Here is a 20,621-nt window from a genome sequence, read left to right as displayed (position 1 = left end):
GAATTATCCCGAGCTATACCCAGCCTTTCCCCGTGGCCTGATAAATCAGCATCGCGAACAGGCTGTTGGACCAAGCGAACCATTCGCGCGAAAAGTCGGCAGGATCGTCCGGATGAAAGCCTTCGTGCATGAAGCCGGTATCCGCGTCCGTGTTCACCAGCATTTCAATCAGTTCCCGGACCTCCTGCTCGTTGTCAGCCGTCAATGCCTGCATGGATAGCGCCATATGCCATACATAACCGCCAGGGGTATGGGGACTGCCAATGCCCTTGGCGTATTTTCCTTCAAAGTAAAAAGGATTGTCCTTGCTCAGTGCAAAGCGGCGGGTGTTGCGGTAGATCGGATCATCGGTCCCGGCATAGCCGAAATAGGGGATGGAGAGCAGCCCCGGGGTGCCGGCGTCGTCCATCAGGCAATAATTGCCGTAGCCGTCCGTTTCATAGGCATAGATGGTTCCGTAGCGCGGGTGGTCCACGGTGCCGTAGGTACGGATGCCAAAATCAATTTCCCCGCGCAGCTTGTCGGCTTTGACCGCCAGCCCGCTGTCTTTGAATACCGTTTCCGCAATTTCGCGGATATGTCCAAGAACGACGACAGCAAACATGTTGGATGGGATGTTATAGCCGAACAGGCAGGCATCGTCGCTCGGACGGAAGCCGGACCAGGTCATCCCCGTGTAATTGACAGGCATGCCAAGGCCGTCGTTCTGCAGCGTCTCGGTCTCCTTGAAGCCTGGACGCATGAACCGGTACGGCGATTTTTCCATATGCCGCTGTTCGGTGATCATCACATCGACGATTGAAGTGAGGGCCTGATAACAGGCAGAATCAAAAATGTCCGTTCTGTCCGTCGCCTTCCAATACATATGAGCAAGCTGAACGGGAAAGCAGAGCGAGTCCAGCTCATATTTGCGTTCCCACATCCAGGGTGTCATCCCGGATTGGTCCCCGTCGTTATAGTGCCTGCCGTTTGCCTCTTCATTGAAGGCGTTCGTATACGGGTCGATGTTAATGTAAAACATCTGACGGCGGATTAATCCCTCCAAAATACGCTGGAGTTCAGGGTCGCCCTTGGCGAACGGAATATAATGCCGCACCTGCTCCACGGAATCGCGCAGCCACATGGCGGGAATGTCGCCGGTAAATACGAAGGTGGTGCCGTCGTCCAGCAGCTTGGTCGTGGTCTGCAGTGTATTGGGAAAGCAGTTGGTGAACAGGCGGAGCAGCTTGGGCCGGTGGGCCAGCCGCTGCTCCGCATCCTTGAGTACCTGAACGATAGATGCGGGCAATTTCATTTGATGATGCCTCCTGAAAAAGTTATGGGGTACGTATATCTATCTCGAACGTCTTGATCTCATAGGGCTCCAGCACACATTGAAGCTCGCTCTCCAGCCGCATGGCTTCATCGGACACTTCCATCAGATTGCATTCTCTCCAGCCCATGATCTGCAGGTCACTTGTGATGGTCAAGGGCTGCCGGCTGCCGGAATAGTCATGAATCCGCAAAATTACTTTGTCGCTGTCTTCAGCCTTCTTCACTGCTGCAATCATAGCGGTATCTGTGGAAAGGCGGAACATCGACAGTGACGAAGCCTGGGCGGCTCCCTCGCTGAAGCGCAGCGGAGCGTTCAAGGCCCAGGCGCTTTGCACGGTATTGCCCTGCAGCCAGTCACCCCTGTGCGGAAGCAAGGAATAAGTGAAGCGGTGATGTCCCTGATCGGCTTCGATATCCGGCGAGGTAGCACATTTGATCAAGGACAGGCGCAGCACATTGTCCTTGATGTCATAGCCGTACTTGCAATCGTTCATCAGGCTGACACCGTAGCCGCGGTCGGACAAATCCGCCCATTGATGGCCGACGGACTCGAAACGCGCGCTGTCCCAGCTCGTGTTCCAGTGGGTCGGCCGTTTGACGTTGCCGTACTGGATATCATAGGTCGCCTCGGTCGAGCGGATATGCACAGGGAAGGCCACCTTCAGCAACTGATGCCGTTCATGCCAATCCGCCTCTGTGGCAAAATCGATGCGCCGGTCATTGGCATGCAGGATCATATCCTGCGTGATGACCGAGCCGCCGTACTTCCATTCGAAGCGAATGGCCGCCCGCAGCGCGCCGTTCTCCACCACTTCCATGCGGTTCAACTCCGTGATTTCCCGCATCTTTTCCTGATAAAAAATATCGATATCCCATGCATCAAAATTGAGCGGTTTATCCTCAAACAGCTGCAGTACGTTGCCGCGCCTGCCCGGCGCCAGCACCTCTCTTTGCTGCTCCTTGTCGTACAGGCGGGTAAGCTGACCTTGTACGTTCCATTCCAGCTCGTAAAACGGGGTCGACAGTCCGTTTTCCCGGAACTGGAATGGCGTCTCCGTACCTGCTGCAGTCAGAACTTCCTTCCCGGCTGTCGTATCAAGCACAATTGTTGCATAACCGAGTGGAGGCAGGTCATCCACCTGAATCGTCCAGACACCGTTATTCCAATGTGCGTTCAGCGGCCGGCCGTCCACAGTGCGCCATACTCCCGAACCGCCGCTGTCCGGAAGGGGAACATCGATCAGATCTGTGCGCTGCCATGGAGAGGAGTTCCAGATCACGAAGGACCTGACCCCCGCCGGGTCTGACTCCCGCCCAGTAGCGCCTGATTCCACAGCAGAAGCGATGCTTTGCTCCGCTTGTGCCCGGACCGAGCGGCCGATCTCTTCTGCTTCGGCGTATTCCAGCGTGCTGTCCTCATATACTTCCCGGATGGAGGAGCCGGGGATAATATCGTGGAACTGGTTGCGCAAAATGATCTTCCAGCCGTCTGTCAGTCTTTTCCCCTCATAGAGCGACCAATTATCGCCCAGCACGCTCTGCCAGGCGTTCAGCCATTCTGCCTCCCGGTACAGCAGCTCCAGCTTGCGGTTCATGCGCTTGTTGTAGGCTTGGCTCGTATACGTGCCGCGGTGGTACTCTAGGTACAGCTCCCCGTCCCAGGTGTGCACATAACTCTCGGTATTTTCCACGTTCTCCTGCAGCCGCCGGAAATACTCGTCCGCTCTGCCGGTCTTCACCTTGGGCAGTCCCGGCAGCCGGTCGATCCTGCGCCGCATTTCCAGCATCTCGCGATTGACGCCGCCTCCGCCGTCCCCGTAACCGTACGACAACAGCAGCTCCTGATTCAGCTCCTTGTCCCGATACGCTCCCCAGCTTCCTTTGACCGTCTTTGGCTCTACATGCCCGTTATACGTATAGAACGTGGAGGAGGCCACCGACCACGGCTCAATCGTGGTGATAAAATGGGTCAGCACCTCCGAGCCGTCAATCCCGCGCCACTTGAACGTGTCATGCGGCATGCGGTTGTACTGGTTCCAGCTGATTTTGGTGGTCATAAATGTATGGATTCCGGATTTGCGCAAAATTTGCGGCAGTGACCAGCTGTACCCGAACACGTCGGGCAGCCACAGATATTCGCAATCCGCTCCGAATTCTTCCTTGAAAAATCTGGTGCCCACCAGCAGCTGGCGGGTGAGCGATTCGCCTGACGTCAGATTGCAGTCCGCTTCCAGCCACATGCCGCCGCCGGCTTCCCAGCGTCCTTCCTTGATCCGTTTTTGAATCTGCTCATAGATGCCAGGGAAGTCCTGTTTGATGTATTCATAAAGCTGCGGCTGGGTTTGCAGAAAAATATATTCCGGGAACAGCTCCATCAGGCGCATGACCGTGGAGAAGGAGCGCGCGCTTTTCTCGCGCGTATGCTTCAGCCGCCATAGCCAGGCTACGTCAATATGGGTATGGCCGACACAGGTTATGGTGACGAGCGTGTTTTTGTCCATTTCATCGATTCGGTCGGACAGGTAAGTGCGGGCCACAGCTACGCTTTCATAAAAAGCGGACGAGCCCGGCTCGCTCCAGTCGATCAGACGGAAGGCCTGATCCATCGTCTTCTGCAGCAGCGCCCGTTCGGCATCCTGCTCGTCCAGCACCTGGATGGTCTGATATACCGTCAGACCGGTGTAATACAGATCGTCGGCCGCTTCATCCAGCCAGCAAATCTCCGCCAGCTTAACTTCATGCTTCTGCTCTCTGGGCCTACCGCCGCCTTCCAGGCCTGACCACAGCCGGAACAACAGCCGTTTTCTGCTGCCTGCCACGTCTTCTTCAGTAAAAAACACTTCCTTATGATTGGAATCGACGCCCTGATAAGGCTGACCGTCCAGATACAGCAGCGACTCGAACCCTGAATTGGTGCCCCCGCCGGTCGTGCCGAAATCGAAGCGTCCGAGCACTCGTTTTCCTGCCCATTCCGCAGGGAATTCCGCATCCATGGAGACCCACAAATAACGGTCGCGGCCGGTCCAGGTGTCCCCGTGACGGATATGCCCCCACTCTTCGCCAACCTCCGGCAGGTCGGGATTGACCCTGGAGCCTTCATCTTCGATTGCCCGCAGCTCCTTGAACGGAATCCGGTCACGGTAACGATATTCATCCAGTTCTCGCAGGCGTGCGAATAATTTTTTCTCAGTCAGAAACATGTTTCATATGCCTCCTTACGGCTTGGTACCCGAGCTTTTTTTGAAATGGCTTGCATCTGAACTCGTTAGAAAGAATCACACAACCTGATGGATTATGCAATGTGTCAGATGTGAATTGATATTGAGATAACAAAATTCACATATAGCAAACATGTATAAACGCTTTCAAAAAAGTATTGCTTTGTTTTGTAAAACCTTATTGGATAAGGGGTGGCAGCTATTCTGCCGTTTTGTGCAGATTCTACATATTTACCTTATAAAATTTGCGGCCTACAATTTCTATAGTAAGTCTTGACGGAGCCCGGATTTGCGCCGAAGGCTGCGAACTTTAGAACTACAGTCTGAACATTGAAAAGAGGGGATGATGCTATGAAGAGAAAAGAGGAAGGAGCTCTCTCATTGGAGTCGGCAGCAGGGCAAGGAACCGTTCTTTCCTCCAGAGAGACGGGCAGGCCCCTTTGGAGCCGGATTCTGAAAAATTGGGAATTGTATCTGTTTATCACACCGGCCGTGCTGTATTTTTTCATTTTTCACTACATCCCGATGTATGGTGTCCAGATCGCCTTCAAAAATTTTATTCCCACGAAGGGCATCACCGGCAGTCCGTGGGTAGGCTTTGATCACTTTGAACGCTTTTTTAATTCCTATTATTTTTGGGACCTGCTGTGGAACACCTTCAGCCTCAGCCTTTACGAGCTGGCGGTGGGCTTCCCGCTTCCGATCATCCTGGCGCTGGCATTCAATGAAATCCGGAACGGCTTCTTCAAGCGGTCGGTACAGACGATTACCTATGCCCCACACTTTATTTCCGTCGTCGTAATGGCTGGCATGATTATTACCTTTTTATCCCCGTCCACTGGCATGATTGTGCGGATCGTGGAATTTCTGGGCTTCAATGCGCCTGATCTCCTGACAGATCCCGCCTGGTTCAAGACCGTGTATGTGCTTTCCGGTGTCTGGCAGAGCGCAGGCTGGGGGACGATTATCTATTTGGCAGCGCTGTCCAGCGTTGACCCACAGCTGCATGAGGCCGCCATCGTGGATGGAGCGAGTCGCTTCAAGCGCATGCTGCACATCAATATTCCAACCATTTTGCCGACGATCACCATTTTGCTGATTCTCAATATGGGCAATATCCTGGGTGTCGGTTTTGAAAAAATTCTGCTGCTGCAAAATCCGCTCAATATGAGCTCCTCTGACGTGATTTCCACCTTCGTATATCGCTCGGGCCTGGTGGATGCTCAGTACAGCTTCTCTACGGCTGTCGGATTGTTCAATTCCGTTGTAAATGCCTTGCTGCTGATTACCGTCAACCACATCGCACGCCGCACGAGCGAGAACAGCTTATGGTAAGGGGGACAGCTGATGATTACATCCGTTAAAGAGACGCGTTCCGACCGGTTATTTATCATTTTGAACTATATCTACTTGTCTATTGCCATGATCATAGTGCTGTATCCAGTGATCTATATCCTGAGCGCCTCTGTCAGCGAACCGCGATACGTCAATTCGGGGGAAATGTGGCTGTTTCCCAAGGGATGGAATTTGGACGGGTACACACGGGTTTTTGAAAACGCGAAAATATGGAACGGCTATGCCAATACGATCCTGTATACGGTGCTGGGCACACTGCTGAATCTGGCAGTAACGCTCCCGGCCGCGTATGCCCTGAGCCGAAAGGATCTTGTCGGCCGTAATTTTTTTATGGGCATGATGCTCGTGACAATGTTCTTCAGCGGCGGCATAGTGCCGGCCTACCTGCTGGTCAAAAGCCTCGGCCTCATGAACAGTATGGGTGCGCTGATCCTGCCGGTGGCCGCCTCTGTCTGGAATATCATCGTTGCCAGAACCTTTTTCCAATCAACGATTCCCCATGAGCTGCAGGAAGCCGCACAGATGGACGGCTGCACCAATTTCGGGTTGTTCGTGCGCATCATTCTGCCGCTTTCCGGTCCCATTATCGCCGTAATGGCCCTGTTTTACGGAGTCAGCCACTGGAACAGCTATTTCTCGGCACTTATTTATTTGACGGATGAAAGCAAATATCCGCTGCAGCTCATTTTGCGCCAGATTCTCGTCCTGCAGGAAATGACGGCAGAGACGACAGGTGTCGCCATCAGCGGGGACATGGCGATTGCGATGAATAACAAGGCGGATATGGCTTCCCTTGTAAAATATGCCGCCATCATCGTGTCCACGCTGCCTGTCATCGTAATCTACCCATTCCTGCAGCGTTATTTCGTACAGGGGGTGATGATTGGTTCCGTGAAGGGATGAGATAACGAAATAACCTCGGTGTAAGCTACAGATACGCCGGGAGCAGATTCCACTTCCGATCGCTGTTGTCCCCGGATTTTATTGAATTATTTTTTAGTGGTAAAAATCCGGGGACAAAGGCGAACGCTTCGCTTCTCCAGTGGAATTCTGCTCCCTCTGTACGTGGGCGAAACACTCCTTAGGCATTTTCTTCGAAGCGGTTATTTCGTTCTCTCAAGGGGGAGGGTAATGCTCCCTCGAATGCTTGCGCCTCTCGGGAAATGGCGAACACTTCACTTTGCTGAAATTCGCTTTTAGCGGGAAAAACACTCAGGGTATCGCTCCGAAGTCGGCACAGATTCCAGGGGGAATCCAAGTTTCAACGCCAGGAAAACACCGGGAAAGGGATGAAAATATGATTACTTTCAGAAAAAGCCTCAGCCTGCTGCTGGCGGCGGGCCTTAGTGTATCGCTGCTGGCGGGCTGCGGGTCATCAGATCAAGGGACGGCGGAAGGGCCGTCCGCTAAGGCAGACATCGTCAACAAAGAAGGTTTTCCCATTGTAAGCGAACCGTTGACGCTAACGATGATGGGACCGGATGTTGGCATTCAAAACTGGGCGGATATGCCGGTCATTCAGGAAATGGAGAAGCTTAGCGGAATCCATCTTGAATTCATGAATGCCCCGAAGGAAAGCTTCGAGACCAAGAAAAACCTGGTCTTCGCCAGCGGGGAGTATCCGGACATGTTCTACGCAGCAGGCTTGACACCCGCCGAAGAACTGACTTACGGCAGTCAGGGTATCCTGATCCCGCTCGAAAATCTGATCGATGAGTATGCGCCAAATTTCAAAAAAATTCTCGATGAGAATCCGGAAATCCGCAAATCGATTACGGCGCCGGACGGGCATATTTATTCCCTGCCGCGCATTGAGTTCAACCAGCCCTGGTACAAGAATCCTATGTGGTATAACGGTGATTATTTAAAGGCATTGGGAGTGACCAAGCTTCCCGAAACGACGGAGGAGTTGCATGAATATCTGAAACGCGTCAAAGAAGAAGACCCGAACGGCAACGGACAGCAGGATGAAATCCCGCTTACCTCCGTAAAGCTGAAAGATATCCGCACATGGCTCCTGGGGGCCTTCGGTATTTATGAAGAGAAAATTTATGTGGATGACCAGGACAAGGTGCATTACACACCGGCTGAAGAAGGGTACAAGGAATATCTGACTTACCTGAATCGGCTTTGGAATGAGGATCTGCTGGACCATGATACCTTCTCGCAAACGGATGAGCAGAAAAAAGCCAAGGGCAAGAACGGGCAGTTGGGCCTGTTTACGGACTGGCATGCCTACTTTGTAATGGGCGGTGAGCCGAGTACAGATGATCCGATGTTCAGTCCGGTGAAAAGCGATATGGTTGATGCCCCGGCGATTGCCCGCAACAAGGGAGTCACGGGTGGCGCCTTTGCGATTACCAGCACAAATCCTGCGCCGGAAGCGTCCATGCGGTGGGTAGACTACATTTATTCCTACGAAGGAGCCGTTTTCTTCGATAAAGGCCCGGAAGGCCTGCTCTGGAAGTATAAGGACAAGGAAGCGCGCGTGAAGGAATGGCTGCCCGTCCCGAACGGTATGGAGCGTGAAGACTACCGCGCCACCATTACGCCGAATTACGGCATACCGACACCGGCTATGATGACGGATGATATCAACAAAGGGCTTACTACCGATTTTGACAAATGGGTGGCCCAGCAATCACAGGAGAAGCTGCTAGACCGGGGAGCAAGAATTCCATTCCCAGTATTGTTTCTGACCGAGGAAGAGCAGGCGGAGGTTGCAACTCTGCAATCCGACCTGAACACCTACGTGGAGCAAATGGAGGCACGGTTTGTGACAGGCCAGGAGCCGCTTGCGAACTGGGATAAGTACGTGGAGACCATTAACAAAATGGGCGGAGGCCGTATGGCAGAGATCTATCAAACAGCCTATGACCGCTGGAAATCCAGCTGATATAGCCCTTCATATAGAGCTGTCACATAAATGGGCTGCTCCATATGCAGCTTTCAAATGCCGATAAGTTGCACCGAATTACGAACTATTTTGAATTTAAAGGGGCGAGTATGGTGGCCGATTTTCACCGATACTCGCTCTTTCTCCATCGCTTTGGCTCATGTGAATCATACATTCACTCTTGAGTTATATTGTACCGTCCTTTTCCGCAAAAGCTCAGGCTTTCGCGCTGATATTGCTCCCACCGGAAATTTAACGGTTGTAACAGCTGGTATTTTACGAAAAAAGGCCTGTTCTAAATTCTAACAGTTGTGAACGCCGTTATTTTCCTTAATCTAGGCGAAAAGATCCGGGTTAAGTGAAATAAGCGCCATGGCAACCGTAATAATTTAAAATCAACGTTCTTGGAACCAATAGCGGCTGTGGAAACCGTTAGAATAGTTCTGTGGTTAAAAAAGTATCTTTGTCAGATTTGTCGCAACGCTAGTGTCAATAAGCTGGATTTTTGAGCAATAAGAGCTTTCTGTCCGAATCCCATACATGGTACGCGCAGGCATGAAGAAGATAGGGGGGAAGAACAGGGATCTTCTCCCTTCCCTTATTTTTTAGGCAAATTGGAAATCGTGGAGATTGGCGATTTCTTTCTTATCATTTTGAAGTAGGGTTAAGCACGGAGCGTCTCATAACACACGAAAGGAGTCCCCCAGGTCAATGGACCTTTTGGAGCACCCCATGTCATCGATTTTTTATTTTGTCCCTGAGTGGGCCGAGCCTGAGATGGTGTGATCTGTGTGCAGATACGTGTCTGCGTACAGCTTCCGGTATTGTCCCGGCGTGCAGCCGGTTTCTTTTTTGAACTTGCGGATGAAATTCGGGGTGTCCAGATAGCCGACCTGCTCGATAATGTCCTTTAAAGGGTCATCGGTGGTGAGCAGCAGCCGGATCACTTCATTCATGCGCAGGTGCCAAATGTACTGTGAAAAGGTGGAACCCGTCTTTTCCTTGAAACAGCGGCTTAAATAGGAAGTGGATATTGAAAACTTTAACGCCAGCTGCTCCAGACTCAGGGTGTAATCGGCGAACTGTCGGTCGACATAACTGACAATATCGTCCACCAGCGAGTTCTGTTGCTGCTCCGCTTTGCGTTCGACCTGGGCGCAAATTTGCATGGCCAGCATTTCCAGGGTGTTTTCCAATTCCTCGAGCGTTTCGAAGGAGGTGAACCTGGGGATGTCGCGGATGACACCGGTCATGCCGGACTCGGAAGCTATTTTGAGCAGAGAGTTCAGCAGGTCAAAGCAGATGCACCGCAGCAGCGCCGCCGATACCGGCTGATTACGGATGTCCGCGATGATGGAATCGATCATCTGCACGGCGACGGATTCATTGCCCTGCTTAAGGCTTTGTTCCAGCTTGAGCAGCGACTTTTTGGAAATCCAGAACGCTTCGGTCGACGAACTGGTCAGATTTTCAAAAAAGGTAATGCTGCCCTGGCCCCCAAGCATGCGGAATTCCAGGGCGGTGGCCGCCTCAATAAACGACTGGTTGATTTCACCAAGAGAACCGTAAGGTGTTCCCACCCCGATGGACGGGTGGAGGAAGAAGGATTCAACCACCCTTGCCCGTACCGTATCGACGGTATTCTGGATTCTTTCATGCAGTGCGGCATCTTCATCTTCCGCGATGCTGACGATCAGCGCAAAGGGATCTGAGGGTGAAAATTCAATGCCATACACATGAGCTTTCAATTCCGGGAGCTCCAGGTCGCTGAACATCTTGTAAATCATTCTGCGGTCCAGGTCCGATTTGGAGGCTGCCGGGAATTCATCCCAGGTCAGCAGCATGACAAAATAGCTGCTCCTCATCTGCGGGGACTGCAGGCCCATGGAGCGGATAATGCTATCCATTCCTTCATCGTCGGGATTTCCGTGCTTGAGCAGTGTCAGCAGGAAATGATTGCGCACATAAGGCTCCTGAATATCAATACGCACGCTGAAGTCATGAATGGTCTGGCGTATCCACTCCCATTCCCCGCCGGATTTAAACGTGTCCGGAGATTTGGCGCCCGTTTTCACCCTGGCGAATTCGAGCAGGTCGTGAATCGGGTGATACTGCCGTCTGGCAAGCAAAATGGCGGCGGTGACTCCGGTCAGCGCAACGGCGGCGAATACGATCAGAATCAGGGTTTGCACATGAACGATCCTGCTGAAAAATTGGCTGCTCGGCATGGTGGTCATATAGGTCCAGCCATTCTCCTCGGATTGTACGGCCACAACGGACTGCTGCTCATCATTCAGGGTCTGGCTGTGAATGCCGGGTCCCAGAGCGATAAGCTTTTTCAGTTCGTCTGCGGGAATGGCTGCCCCGTGGCTGTTGGATGTCAGAATCTGTCCTTTATCATCGAAAATGTAGCTGTTTCCGGAATAATTATTCAAAATAGAATCCATTACACCCGTAAGCTTGGATTCCTCCATCAGGTATATGACCGTTGCATAAGGATAAGGATCATTTGGTTTGATCGGGATCATGAGCGAGAGGACTGATTCCTGCCGGGAATTGACACTGACCGCTTCGGCAGGGCGCATCAGCGGATGTGTCACTTCGTTCAGGTCACGGCGCAGCTCTTCCGGGCTCCATTTGCTGAACTTGTACTTCTGATTAAACACAACCTCAAGATTCGCATGACCGGTAGAGGAATAAATCACAGGGTCGCCGCGAAAGTAAAGGAACAGATCGTCAAGGATTTGACTGTTCGCTTTGTAATTGGCCAGCGCGTTGATAGCCTCACGGCTGTAATAAGGATGGCGTGCCATGTAATGGGTCAGATGCTCGTCATAGGTGATGCGTCCTGCTATATCCTGCAGCTCCGCCATACGGCTGTCGATGGTCATGCGTACCTGATTCAACTGATTGACGTTGGACTGCTCGATTTCCGAACGCAGGCTGGCAATGGCACTGTTATAGGCGAGCACTGTCACACCGGTGAGCGGGATCAGAAAAATAAGGATATAAGACAAGGTATACCTTAGCAGCAGCTTTGATTTGAAATCATTCCAGTTCATTCTGCCTGTAGTGAACTTCGGCAGCTTGGGAATTCTGTTCATGATGATCCCTGCCCCCCCAATCTTTATATTTTGTGCAATTACATCAGATGTAAGGATTGAAAGCGTTTTATATTGGTTTAACTCATTATGCTATAAAATTTGCTGATGGGGAAGGAAATCATTAGAATTTGCGAAATTGATTAAAAAACGATATTACCTGGGAGATGTGAACATGACCGAAAATACGATTGTCTTTTATGATCCATCCTTTCCTTATGAAGGGTCCAGACCGGAAGGGGAGCAGTTGGAGCAACTACGGAGAACTTATACCGTGGTTGATGCGGAGGGTCTGTCCACCGCGCTGCAAAGCGGTTTGGCAGACTGTCTCATTCATCTGCACGGAGCTTACTTTCCGAAGCAGGCATGGCCGGAAATCCTGTCCTTTCTGCTGAAAGGCGGCGGATTGATTCATATGGGCGGCGCCCCGTTCAAGCAGCCCGTTTCCCTGGAGGAAGGAGCCTGGAGCAGCAAAGGCGAGCAGACGGCCTACCATCAGGAGCTGGGGATTCATGAAGCGCTTGTCGTGGATGGAAGTCGTGCTGCTTTCCTCCGTCACAATCCGGACCTTCCCCTTTTGGAGAGCAGAGAGCATCTGTTTTCGGTCGAACCGACGTTCGGTCTGATTCTGCATGTGACACACGAAAGAGATCAGCTGCAGCAGGCAACAGGCTCCTCGGGGCCGATGAATGCCTGCATCTCGCCATTGCTGAGTGGGGTTTCGGAGGAGGACAGAGAGGTCTCTGCGCCTGTCGTGCTGCTGGAATATGTGCGCGGACGTTTCGCCGGGGGTCGCTGGCTGTTTGTGAATCAGCAGCTGCAAGCGGGCTTCTGGACAGAAGAGGGACTGGAAGCGTTGAAAGAATGGACTGCTTATTGCTCTGCAGGCGTGACCGAAATCTGGCTGAAACCAAGCTATGCGGTATATTACGAGGGAGAGTGGGCCCATTTAACGCTGCAAATTCAAAAAATTGTCCCGGCGTCAGTGTCTGGATTGAGCAAATCCGACAGCATCCAATGGAGCATGGAGATTTCCGTAACCAGGCAGGGCGAAACCAGCCCTTTATGGCATAAAAACCTGGGAATACACGCAACGGAGGAAATTCAGTATAAGACCTTCAACATCCCCGTGGATGTGACGCCCGGATTGTATCATATCATCTGCTCGGCGGTTTCCGAAACTGGCGAGCGTCGTATCCTCCGCCAGGGTTATTGGGGATATGACAAGGAGCTGCCTGAGCAAGGAGAATTTTTGACCACAGACCGCGATTATTTCAGAAAGGACGGCAAGCCGTTCCCTGTGGTGGGTATGACATATATGACCTCGGACGTCGGCCGAAAATTCGTGCATCTGCCGAATGCCGCGCTGTGGGACCGGGATATGCAGACGATGAAGGAGGCGGGAATCAACTGGATTCGTACAGGTCTGTGGAGCGCCTGGCGGCATCTAATGTTCGAGGACGGCCACGCTTCGGAGGAAATTTTGCGTGCAATTGACGCATTTATCCTGACTGCGGCGAAACATAAGCTGGAGGTTACGTTTACGTTCTTCGCTTTTGCCCCGGCGGCATGGGAAGGGCTGAATCCGTATCTTGATCCGCGAAGCGTGCAGGCCCAGAAAAGGTTTATCGCCTCCGTTGTCTCCAGACATAAGGATACAGCCAATGTCCAGTGGGACCTGATCAATGAGCCGTCCCTGTTCGATCCAATGCGCATTTTTACGGGGCCGCGCACACTCGGAGATCCTTTCGAGAAGGCCGAATATATCAAGTGGCTGCAGCAAAGGCATGGATCGATTGAAGCGCTGCAGGACCGCTGGAATATGACGGCCACCGAGCTGCCTGACTTTGCTGCCGTCACTTTGCCGGAGCAGACGGATATTGCCTTCGACATTGAGGATGTTAAAAAGCTGAAAAAGAACACACGCTGGCTCGACTATACTTTGTTTGGCATGGACATGCACAACCGCTGGGCGGAAGAACTGCGCTCCACTATTCGCTCGATTCAGCCCCGCCACCTCGTTACGGTCGGCCAGGACGAAGCGTTAGGCAGAGGGCCGCGGCCGTCCCCGCTGTTTTATGCAGAAAGTGTGGATTATACGAACGTACATACCTGGTGGCTGAATGACAGCCTGCTGTGGGACGGCATTTTCGGTAAAAATCCGGACAAACCTCTGCTGGTGCAGGAAACCGGCATTATGTATGTAGAGCAGCCGGATAACCGGGCCAAGCGCATGGAAGAAGAGCTGCGCAATATGCTGGAACGCAAATATGCCTATGCTTTCGCTTCGGGAGGGGCGGGGGCCATTCATTGGCTGTGGAACACGAACTATTATATGGATAATGTGTGTGAATCGAACATCGGAGCGGTACGGGCGGACGGCACGCAGAAACCGGAAGCGGACGTATCTTATGACTTTGGCGCTTTTATGCAGAGCATTGCTGGTCTGTTCGAGGAACGGGAGCTGGAGGATGTTGCCGTTGTGTTCCCGTATTCCAATGATTTCTCCAGCCGCCGTTTTGCCTGTGAGGCGACAGCCCGGCTCACGCGGGTAATGGGCTACGAGCTGAGACAGCCTATACGGGCATTAAGTGAATATCATCTGGACTCGCTCGTAACAGAGCGTCCGCAGCTCATTATTGTGCCAAGTGCCCATAACTTCAGTGACGCGGCTTTCCATACATTATTGACGCATATCGGGCAGGAAGGAGGCACATTGCTGTTCACCGGTCCGCTTGGGTTGGACGAATACTGGAAGCCTACAACAAGAGCGGAATTCATCGCCGGACCGCAGAAGCTGGCCAATGTGACAAGGGAAGAGACCGTGTTTATCAATGGCCGCCGTTATATCGCTTCCTTCGGCGGCAAGAAAATAGGCGAGCTTAATAAAGAGGTACCCGCACTGGATGATGGGCGGCGAAGAAGCTGTGAGGTGCAGACCTTCATCCATGGCAAAGGCAAAATCCTATGGTGCCCACTGCCGCTGGAGCTGAATGAGCGGACGGATGTGCTGAAGTCGCTCTATGAGACGGCTTTACAGGAGGCGGAGGCAGCCCAGTCCGCGCTGACATGGGTGCAGGGTGGAGACCATCCTGGTATATATGGCACAAGATTGCGCTTTCGTGAGGGCAGCCTGTATATATTCATTTCCGAGACCGGCGAGGATTGCGAGATCGAGGTGAAGGATGAAGAAAGCGGAGTGCTGTACAGCATGAATCTGGAGGCCGAGCGTGCGGTGCTGTTTGCCGCTGACCTGACGGGCTCGCTGCTGGGTGTGTACCGAAATGCTGCCATCAAAACCAGTCTGCATGCAAAATCTTAAGTGCATATGATAGGGCTTCTGCTGGCTTAACGGTCGGCGGAAGCCTTTTTTTGTTTTGAAAAATAACTCCCTGTAACACAGCAAAATAAATTGACAAACCTTAATAAGTACGATTATCATAAAACGGATATGTGATAATGATAATCTTTATCATTTGATTGTAATCTTGTTTTCATTACATACATTTTAAGGGGGAAATTTCATTGCGTATTGTAAAATCGTCTGCTTTTTTGATCGTTCTTTTGTTCGCTGTTTTTCTAACCGCTTGCGGAGCTCAGAACACAGCTACCGAAGGAGGAGGCAGCACTGCGGGGGCGTCGAACGGTGCTCCTCAGGCTGAGGAAACAAGAACCTTCAAGGACGCTATGGGCGAAGTTTCGGTGACAGGCGTTCCTCAACGTGTGGTTGTGCTGGATTGGACAGCTGCGGAGGATGTATTGGCGCTTGGCATGCAGCCGGTGGGCATTACCGATATCGAAGGCATGAAGAAATGGGTGAACGCTCCAGTGGAAATAAGCGGGGATGTTACGGATCTCGGCGACCGCGGTGCTCCTAATATGGAATTAATCGCTTCCCTGAAGCCGGATTTAATCCTGGGCCTGAAATCGTTGCATGAGGCGAACTATGATGCTTTAAAAGCAGTTGCGCCTACATTGCTGTTCAATCCTTATCCGGAAGAAGGACAGGGGGACCAGTATGAAGATATGGAAACGACGTTCCTGACCATTGCCGATGTGCTGGACAAAAATACGGAGGCACAGGCTGTACTGGATGATCTGAACCAAGCGTATGAAACGGCCAAAAAGCGGATCACGGAAGCAGGAGCCGATCAGAAGCCGTTTGTTCTCGCCATGGCCTTTACGAACCAGAATGCCGTCACATTCCGTATATCCACAGATAATTCCCTGGCAGTTAAGACGTTGGAGCATATCGGTCTCAAGAATGCGTACAAATCGAAACAGTTCGAGCTTTACGGGTTTACGACCACAGATGTTGAAGCGCTGCCTGCGCTGCAGGATGCCAATTTTATTCATATCATTCAAGATGACGACAATGTCATTGAGAACCAGTTGAAGGACAATCCGGTCTGGAAGGGGCTTCATTTTGTAAAAGAAAACCGTGTGTATGCCCTGGGCGGTGATACCTGGCCTTATGGAGGCCCGCTATCGGCTAAGGTTCTGGCTGAGAGAGCTGCCGACCTGCTGACACAGTAACCATGGGCATCTTCAACAGAAATCTTGCCCCATTGCAGCAGGAACAGGCTGCACGCACCGGGGTGGGCATGCGCACACTCGGGATGCTGCTGGCAGGCCTTGCGTCGTTGCTTGTCATTTCGTTTATCAGCCTTACTCAAGGATTGGCGGACATTTCATTGGCCACTGTCATCCAGGCCATTACGGCTCCGCAGGATCTGCCTGACCATCAGCTCATTCGCAGTGTGCGCCTGCCGCGCACGGTTATGGGATTGCTGTCCGGGGCTGCGCTGGCGGCAGCCGGTGTGCTGATGCAGACGGTCACCCGCAATCCGCTGGCTTCGGAGTCAACCCTTGGTGTTAATGCCGGTGCTTATCTAGCGGTTGTATCAGGAATGCTTTTCTGGCCGGTCATGCAGGGGCATTATTCCCTTCTCTTCGCTGTGATCGGCGGCACGGTTGCCGCACTTGCCGTGCATGCGCTGGCAGGCGGCTCCAAGGGCACTCCGCTGCGCATCGCCTTGTCGGGCATGATCGTGACGCTTGTCCTGTCCTCGATCACAAGCGCGCTGGTGCTGCTAAATGAACAAACGACCCAGGGCATATTTCTATGGGGCTCGGGCTCGCTGATTCAGAACGACTGGGATGGAGTCGTTTTCGCCTGGCCGTGGATTGCTGCCGGACTGGTTGTCGCTATGTTTTTTGCTCGTCAGCTTGATATGCTGCTGCTCTCGGAGGAGACTGCCCGTTCGCTGGGTCAGCGTGTAGGGCTGGCAAGATCCCTGGCTATGGGGGCCGCCGTGCTGTTGGCCTGTGTCACTGTCAGTGTCGTAGGTCCCATTGGTTTTATTGGCCTAGTGGCACCTCATCTGGTCCGCTTGACAGGCATTACCAAACATGCAGGGCTTGTGCCCCTTGCGGCGGTATGGGGGGCTGCCCTTCTGACCGGGGCCGATACGATTGCCCGCATGTTCGTCAATTCGTATGGCGAGCTGCCGGCTGGCGCGATTACCGCCATGATCGGCGGGCCTTGGCTGATCTGGCTTGCCATGCGTGTCTCCCGCAAGGTCGAAGGAACCCCGGCCACGTCAATGGCGGCAGGTGGCAGGCTCAGGTTTGGCTCCTACCGCCTGTGGGTTGCCTTTTTTGGTATCTTGCTGCTTGTCGTGTGGACGCTCAGTCTGATGAGCGGCACGCTTTCGATTCCGTTTACGGAGGTCATAGCGGTATTATCCGGCGGAGGAGAGGACATGTACCGGCAGATTCTGCTGCAATTCCGCCTGCCTCGTCTGCTTACAGCAGGGCTGTCGGGGATCGCGCTGGCCGTGAGCGGCAGTCTGCTGCAGAATGCTGTCCGCAACCCGCTAGGTGATCCGCATATTGTAGGCGTTACGAGCGGTGCGGGGGCGGGAGCCCTCTTCCTGATGATCCTGCTGCCGCAGCTGCCTGTTAGCTGGGTGCCGGCTGGAGCCGTCATCGGGGGGATTGCTGCTGCAGTGCTGGTCTACAGCGCCTCTTGGAAAAGAGGGCTAAACCCGACCGTTTTGACACTGGTTGGCATTGCCGTTGCCGCCGCAGGTTCGGCACTGATCAATCTTATGATCATCCACGCCAAGCTGGCCGTTGCCCCTGCCCTGGCCTGGATGGCCGGCAGCACCTATGGCCGCGGCTGGGCGGAGGTGCTGCAGATTACGCCAGCCCTGATTCTGCTGCTGCCCTTGGCCTGGTGGCTTGGCCGCAGAGTCGATCTGCTGGCATTTGGCGACGAAAGCGCGGCCGGAGTCGGCCTGCATGTCCGCAATACCCGGCTGTACACCGGCGTAATTGCTGTGCTGCTGGCTTCCATCGCAGCAGCCAACGTAGGTTCGGTCGGTTTTATCGGCCTGCTAGCCCCCCATGCGGCACGCCTGCTGACTGGCGCAAATCACCGGCAAAACATGGTGCTGTCTGCTCTCATCGGCGGTGTGCTGCTGGCGGCTGCAGATTGGCTCGGCAGAATCGTCATTATGCCCAAGGAGCTGCCGGCTGGCATCGTAACGGCACTGCTCGGGGCTCCTTACCTGCTCTTCCTGATGTGGCGCTCATCCAGAATGCCAAGGAGAAGATAGAAAGCGCGGCAAAAAAGCCTGCAAACTACATCGAAGTAGTCTGCAGGCTTTTGTTGTCCCGGTGCTTGTCAGGCCAGGTGATGACATGGGAGGTTTTGCTCAGCTCGGGGCGTTCCTGCAGCAGATGCCAATAGCTTGACGGTTCATCTGCAACCATCTTCGTTTCCCGGATAATGTCCTGAATAAAATGAAGCGGAACAAGCTGTACATTGCCGTCCGCGAGCGGCGTATTATGCCGTGTTTCAGGAAAGGGCAGCAGAATAAGATAAAATATATTCATCAGATACAGTAAAAAAGATACAGCATAAACAAAAATAATGCTTGGTTACAGCCATGTGTCAGGTTAATATAGACAATAATAAAAAAAATGTATATCGATGGACATTTAAGAAGAGGGTCCGCGTCTGGTGGAAGTTTTTCTGAAAAACGTTTTATTCACTGGGTTTTTACTTTTTACGTTAATGGGGGAAAGTGGACGATGCAATATATCAGCACAAGAGGGCAAGTGGAACCCAAAGGGTTTATCGACACAGTGCTTATGGGTCTGGCGGACGACGGGGGGCTGATGGTACCGGCCGAAGTTCCGGCCGTTGCGGAGGAGACGCTGCAGCAATGGAAGACGCTCAGCTATGAGCAGCTTTTCCTCGAAATTTTTTCTTTGTACAGTAATGATGAAATTCCACAGGAGGACTTGCGGGAGCTAGTCCGCCGCAGCTACTCCAGCTTCCGGACGCCGGAAGTGACACCTGTGCATCAAGTGAATGATTCCTTGTATATTCTGGAGCTATTCCATGGACCTACTTTTGCGTTCAAGGATGTTGCCCTGCAGTTTATGGGTGAGCTCTATTCTTATGTATCACAGAAACAGAACAAGATCATCCACATCCTAGGCGCAACCTCCGGCGATACGGGTGCGGCGGCCATTCAGGGTGTGCGCGGTAAGGAGGGCATCAAGATCTGCATTCTGCATCCGCATCAAAAGGTGAGCAAGGTGCAGGAGCTGCAGATGACGACGGTGGACGATGAAAATGTGCTGAATCTGTCCGTCAAAGGCAACTTTGACGATTGCCAGAAGGTCATTAAGGAGCTGTTCGCGGATCTGGATTTCAAGAGCAAATACCATTTGCGCGCCATTAACTCCATCAACTTTGTACGGATTCTGGCCCAAACCGTATATTATTTTTATGCATACCTGCAAATCAACAAAGGAGAGCAGCTTCCGAAAATCAATTTCTGTGTGCCTTCCGGCAACTTTGGCAATATTTTCTCAGGATATTTGGCCAAACGAATGGGGCTTCCGGTCAATAAGCTGATCATTGCCACCAACGAAAACAACATCCTGGAACGCTTTGTGAAGACGGGAGAGTACAAGCCGGGTGATTTCAAAATGACCCACAGCCCGTCGATGGACATCCAGGTGGCCAGCAACTTTGAGCGATACCTGTACTATTTCCTGGGTGAGGATCCAGAGAAGGTATCCGCATATATGAAGGAGCTGCAGCAAAACGGCAAGATTACGATCAGCCCTGAGGATTTGGTTAAGGTGCAGCAGGATTTCGCGGCTTATGGAGCTAGCAATACGCAATGTCTTGAACTGATCGGAGACTATAAAAAATCTTATGACTATCTTCTTGATCCCCATACAGCCTGCGGTATTGCGGCATACGAGGCAGAAGCTGGTGAAGGGGAAGTAACAGTAACCTTTGCAACGGCGCATCCGGCGAAATTTGATGAAGCGGTGCGGCTCGTGGATATCAAGCAGCAATTCCCGCCGCAGATCGAGCAATTATTTACGCTGCAGCAGCATCAAAAGATTGTCGAGCATGATAAAGCTGAAATCGTGCGGGAGCTGGAGATTTTTTATCAACTGTAAGGCAGGCGAGCCCTCCTTACACCCAAGCAGACCAAGGAGCGAGCTAACCTTGTGTCTGCTTTTTTTTATGGCCCAAATGTTTTCTGTGTGTAAAAAAAAGGAGTGGTAACTTCGCTGGTTGGGTATATAATATGTAGTAAGCGGTACCAAAAGCTCAATCGTGAGGAGGAATTCCCATGAGACATGAAGGAGATTTTCGGCTAGGCCTGCTGTGGGCAACATTGCTCAGCATTCCTCTGT

The 20,621-nt window shown here is 52.5% G+C and carries 11 protein-coding genes; 7 read left to right on the top strand and 4 right to left on the bottom strand.

Translation table 11 applies throughout. From position 1 onward, the window contains the following. Nucleotides 1-13: 13 nt before the first annotated feature. Nucleotides 14-1,294: a glycoside hydrolase family 125 protein gene (locus ACE41H_RS13530; protein ID WP_375355798.1), complete on the bottom strand. Its 1,281-nt coding sequence runs from the start codon at nucleotides 1,292-1,294 to the stop codon at nucleotides 14-16. Between the two features lie 22 nt (nucleotides 1,295-1,316). Beyond that, on the bottom strand, nucleotides 1,317-4,514 hold the full coding sequence (locus ACE41H_RS13525) for an alpha-mannosidase (RefSeq protein WP_375355797.1): 3,198 nt from the start codon (nucleotides 4,512-4,514) through the stop codon (nucleotides 1,317-1,319). Nucleotides 4,515-4,883: 369 nt separating this feature from the next. Between ACE41H_RS13525 and ACE41H_RS13520 the strand changes: the two genes are divergently transcribed. The 3 genes from ACE41H_RS13520 (at nucleotide 4,884) to ACE41H_RS13510 (ending at nucleotide 8,784) form a co-directional block, all read left to right on the top strand. Continuing rightward, nucleotides 4,884-5,867: an ABC transporter permease gene (locus tag ACE41H_RS13520; protein WP_375355796.1), complete on the top strand. Its 984-nt coding sequence runs from the start codon at nucleotides 4,884-4,886 to the stop codon at nucleotides 5,865-5,867. Nucleotides 5,868-5,879: 12 nt separating this feature from the next. After that, a complete protein-coding gene (locus ACE41H_RS13515) occupies nucleotides 5,880-6,791 on the top strand; it encodes a carbohydrate ABC transporter permease (RefSeq protein ID WP_375355795.1) in 912 nt (303 codons plus the stop codon). A gap of 394 nt (nucleotides 6,792-7,185) precedes the next feature. Beyond that, complete coding sequence (locus ACE41H_RS13510; RefSeq protein WP_375355794.1) at nucleotides 7,186-8,784, top strand: type 2 periplasmic-binding domain-containing protein; 1,599 nt, start codon at nucleotides 7,186-7,188, stop codon at nucleotides 8,782-8,784. 746 nt (nucleotides 8,785-9,530) lie between these two features. Here the strand turns inward: ACE41H_RS13510 and ACE41H_RS13505 are convergent. After that, the gene (locus ACE41H_RS13505; protein ID WP_375355793.1) at nucleotides 9,531-11,888 is read right to left on the bottom strand and encodes a helix-turn-helix domain-containing protein; all 2,358 of its coding nucleotides are present in this window, start codon (nucleotides 11,886-11,888) and stop codon (nucleotides 9,531-9,533) included. Between the two features lie 172 nt (nucleotides 11,889-12,060). Between ACE41H_RS13505 and ACE41H_RS13500 the strand changes: the two genes are divergently transcribed. From ACE41H_RS13500 to fhuB, 3 genes are all read left to right on the top strand, one after another. Then, nucleotides 12,061-15,207, top strand: a complete 3,147-nt coding sequence (locus tag ACE41H_RS13500) for a beta-galactosidase (protein ID WP_375355792.1) — start codon at nucleotides 12,061-12,063, stop codon at nucleotides 15,205-15,207. 203 nt (nucleotides 15,208-15,410) lie between these two features. Further along, nucleotides 15,411-16,421 (top strand): ABC transporter substrate-binding protein, encoded by a 1,011-nt coding sequence (locus ACE41H_RS13495; RefSeq protein ID WP_375355791.1) that lies wholly within the window; start codon nucleotides 15,411-15,413, stop codon nucleotides 16,419-16,421. 32 nt (nucleotides 16,422-16,453) lie between these two features. Further along, complete coding sequence (gene fhuB / locus ACE41H_RS13490) at nucleotides 16,454-18,508, top strand: Fe(3+)-hydroxamate ABC transporter permease FhuB (protein ID WP_375355790.1); 2,055 nt, start codon at nucleotides 16,454-16,456, stop codon at nucleotides 18,506-18,508. Nucleotides 18,509-18,533: 25 nt separating this feature from the next. On the opposite strand, the gene ACE41H_RS13485 is transcribed toward fhuB, so the two are convergent. Beyond that, nucleotides 18,534-18,788, bottom strand: coding sequence for a hypothetical protein (locus ACE41H_RS13485; RefSeq protein WP_375355789.1), 255 nt, complete (start codon nucleotides 18,786-18,788; stop codon nucleotides 18,534-18,536). Nucleotides 18,789-18,986: 198 nt separating this feature from the next. On the opposite strand from ACE41H_RS13485, the gene thrC reads away from it, so the two are divergent. Beyond that, nucleotides 18,987-20,381, top strand: coding sequence for a threonine synthase (gene thrC / locus ACE41H_RS13480; RefSeq protein WP_375355788.1), 1,395 nt, complete (start codon nucleotides 18,987-18,989; stop codon nucleotides 20,379-20,381). The last annotated feature ends 240 nt before the right edge of the window (nucleotides 20,382-20,621 follow it).

Source organism: Paenibacillus enshidis (genome assembly GCF_042136365.1).
Lineage (GTDB): Bacteria > Bacillota > Bacilli > Paenibacillales > Paenibacillaceae > Paenibacillus > Paenibacillus enshidis.
This window is presented reverse-complemented; position numbering and strand designations above follow the sequence as displayed.

Excerpts from the sequence above, each read along its gene's own strand:
- ACE41H_RS13510 (WP_375355794.1), top strand. The coding sequence starts at position 7,186 with ATGATTACTTTCAGAAAAAGCCTCAGCCTGCTGCTGGCGGCGGGCCTT.
- ACE41H_RS13500 (WP_375355792.1), top strand. The coding sequence starts at position 12,061 with ATGACCGAAAATACGATTGTCTTTTATGATCCATCCTTTCCTTATGAA.
- ACE41H_RS13505 (WP_375355793.1), bottom strand. The coding sequence starts at position 11,888 with ATGAACAGAATTCCCAAGCTGCCGAAGTTCACTACAGGCAGAATGAAC.
- ACE41H_RS13530 (WP_375355798.1), bottom strand. The coding sequence starts at position 1,294 with ATGAAATTGCCCGCATCTATCGTTCAGGTACTCAAGGATGCGGAGCAG.
- ACE41H_RS13525 (WP_375355797.1), bottom strand. The coding sequence starts at position 4,514 with ATGTTTCTGACTGAGAAAAAATTATTCGCACGCCTGCGAGAACTGGAT.
- ACE41H_RS13515 (WP_375355795.1), top strand. The coding sequence starts at position 5,880 with ATGATTACATCCGTTAAAGAGACGCGTTCCGACCGGTTATTTATCATT.
- thrC (WP_375355788.1), top strand. The coding sequence starts at position 18,987 with ATGCAATATATCAGCACAAGAGGGCAAGTGGAACCCAAAGGGTTTATC.
- ACE41H_RS13520 (WP_375355796.1), top strand. The coding sequence starts at position 4,884 with ATGAAGAGAAAAGAGGAAGGAGCTCTCTCATTGGAGTCGGCAGCAGGG.
- ACE41H_RS13485 (WP_375355789.1), bottom strand. The coding sequence starts at position 18,788 with ATGAATATATTTTATCTTATTCTGCTGCCCTTTCCTGAAACACGGCAT.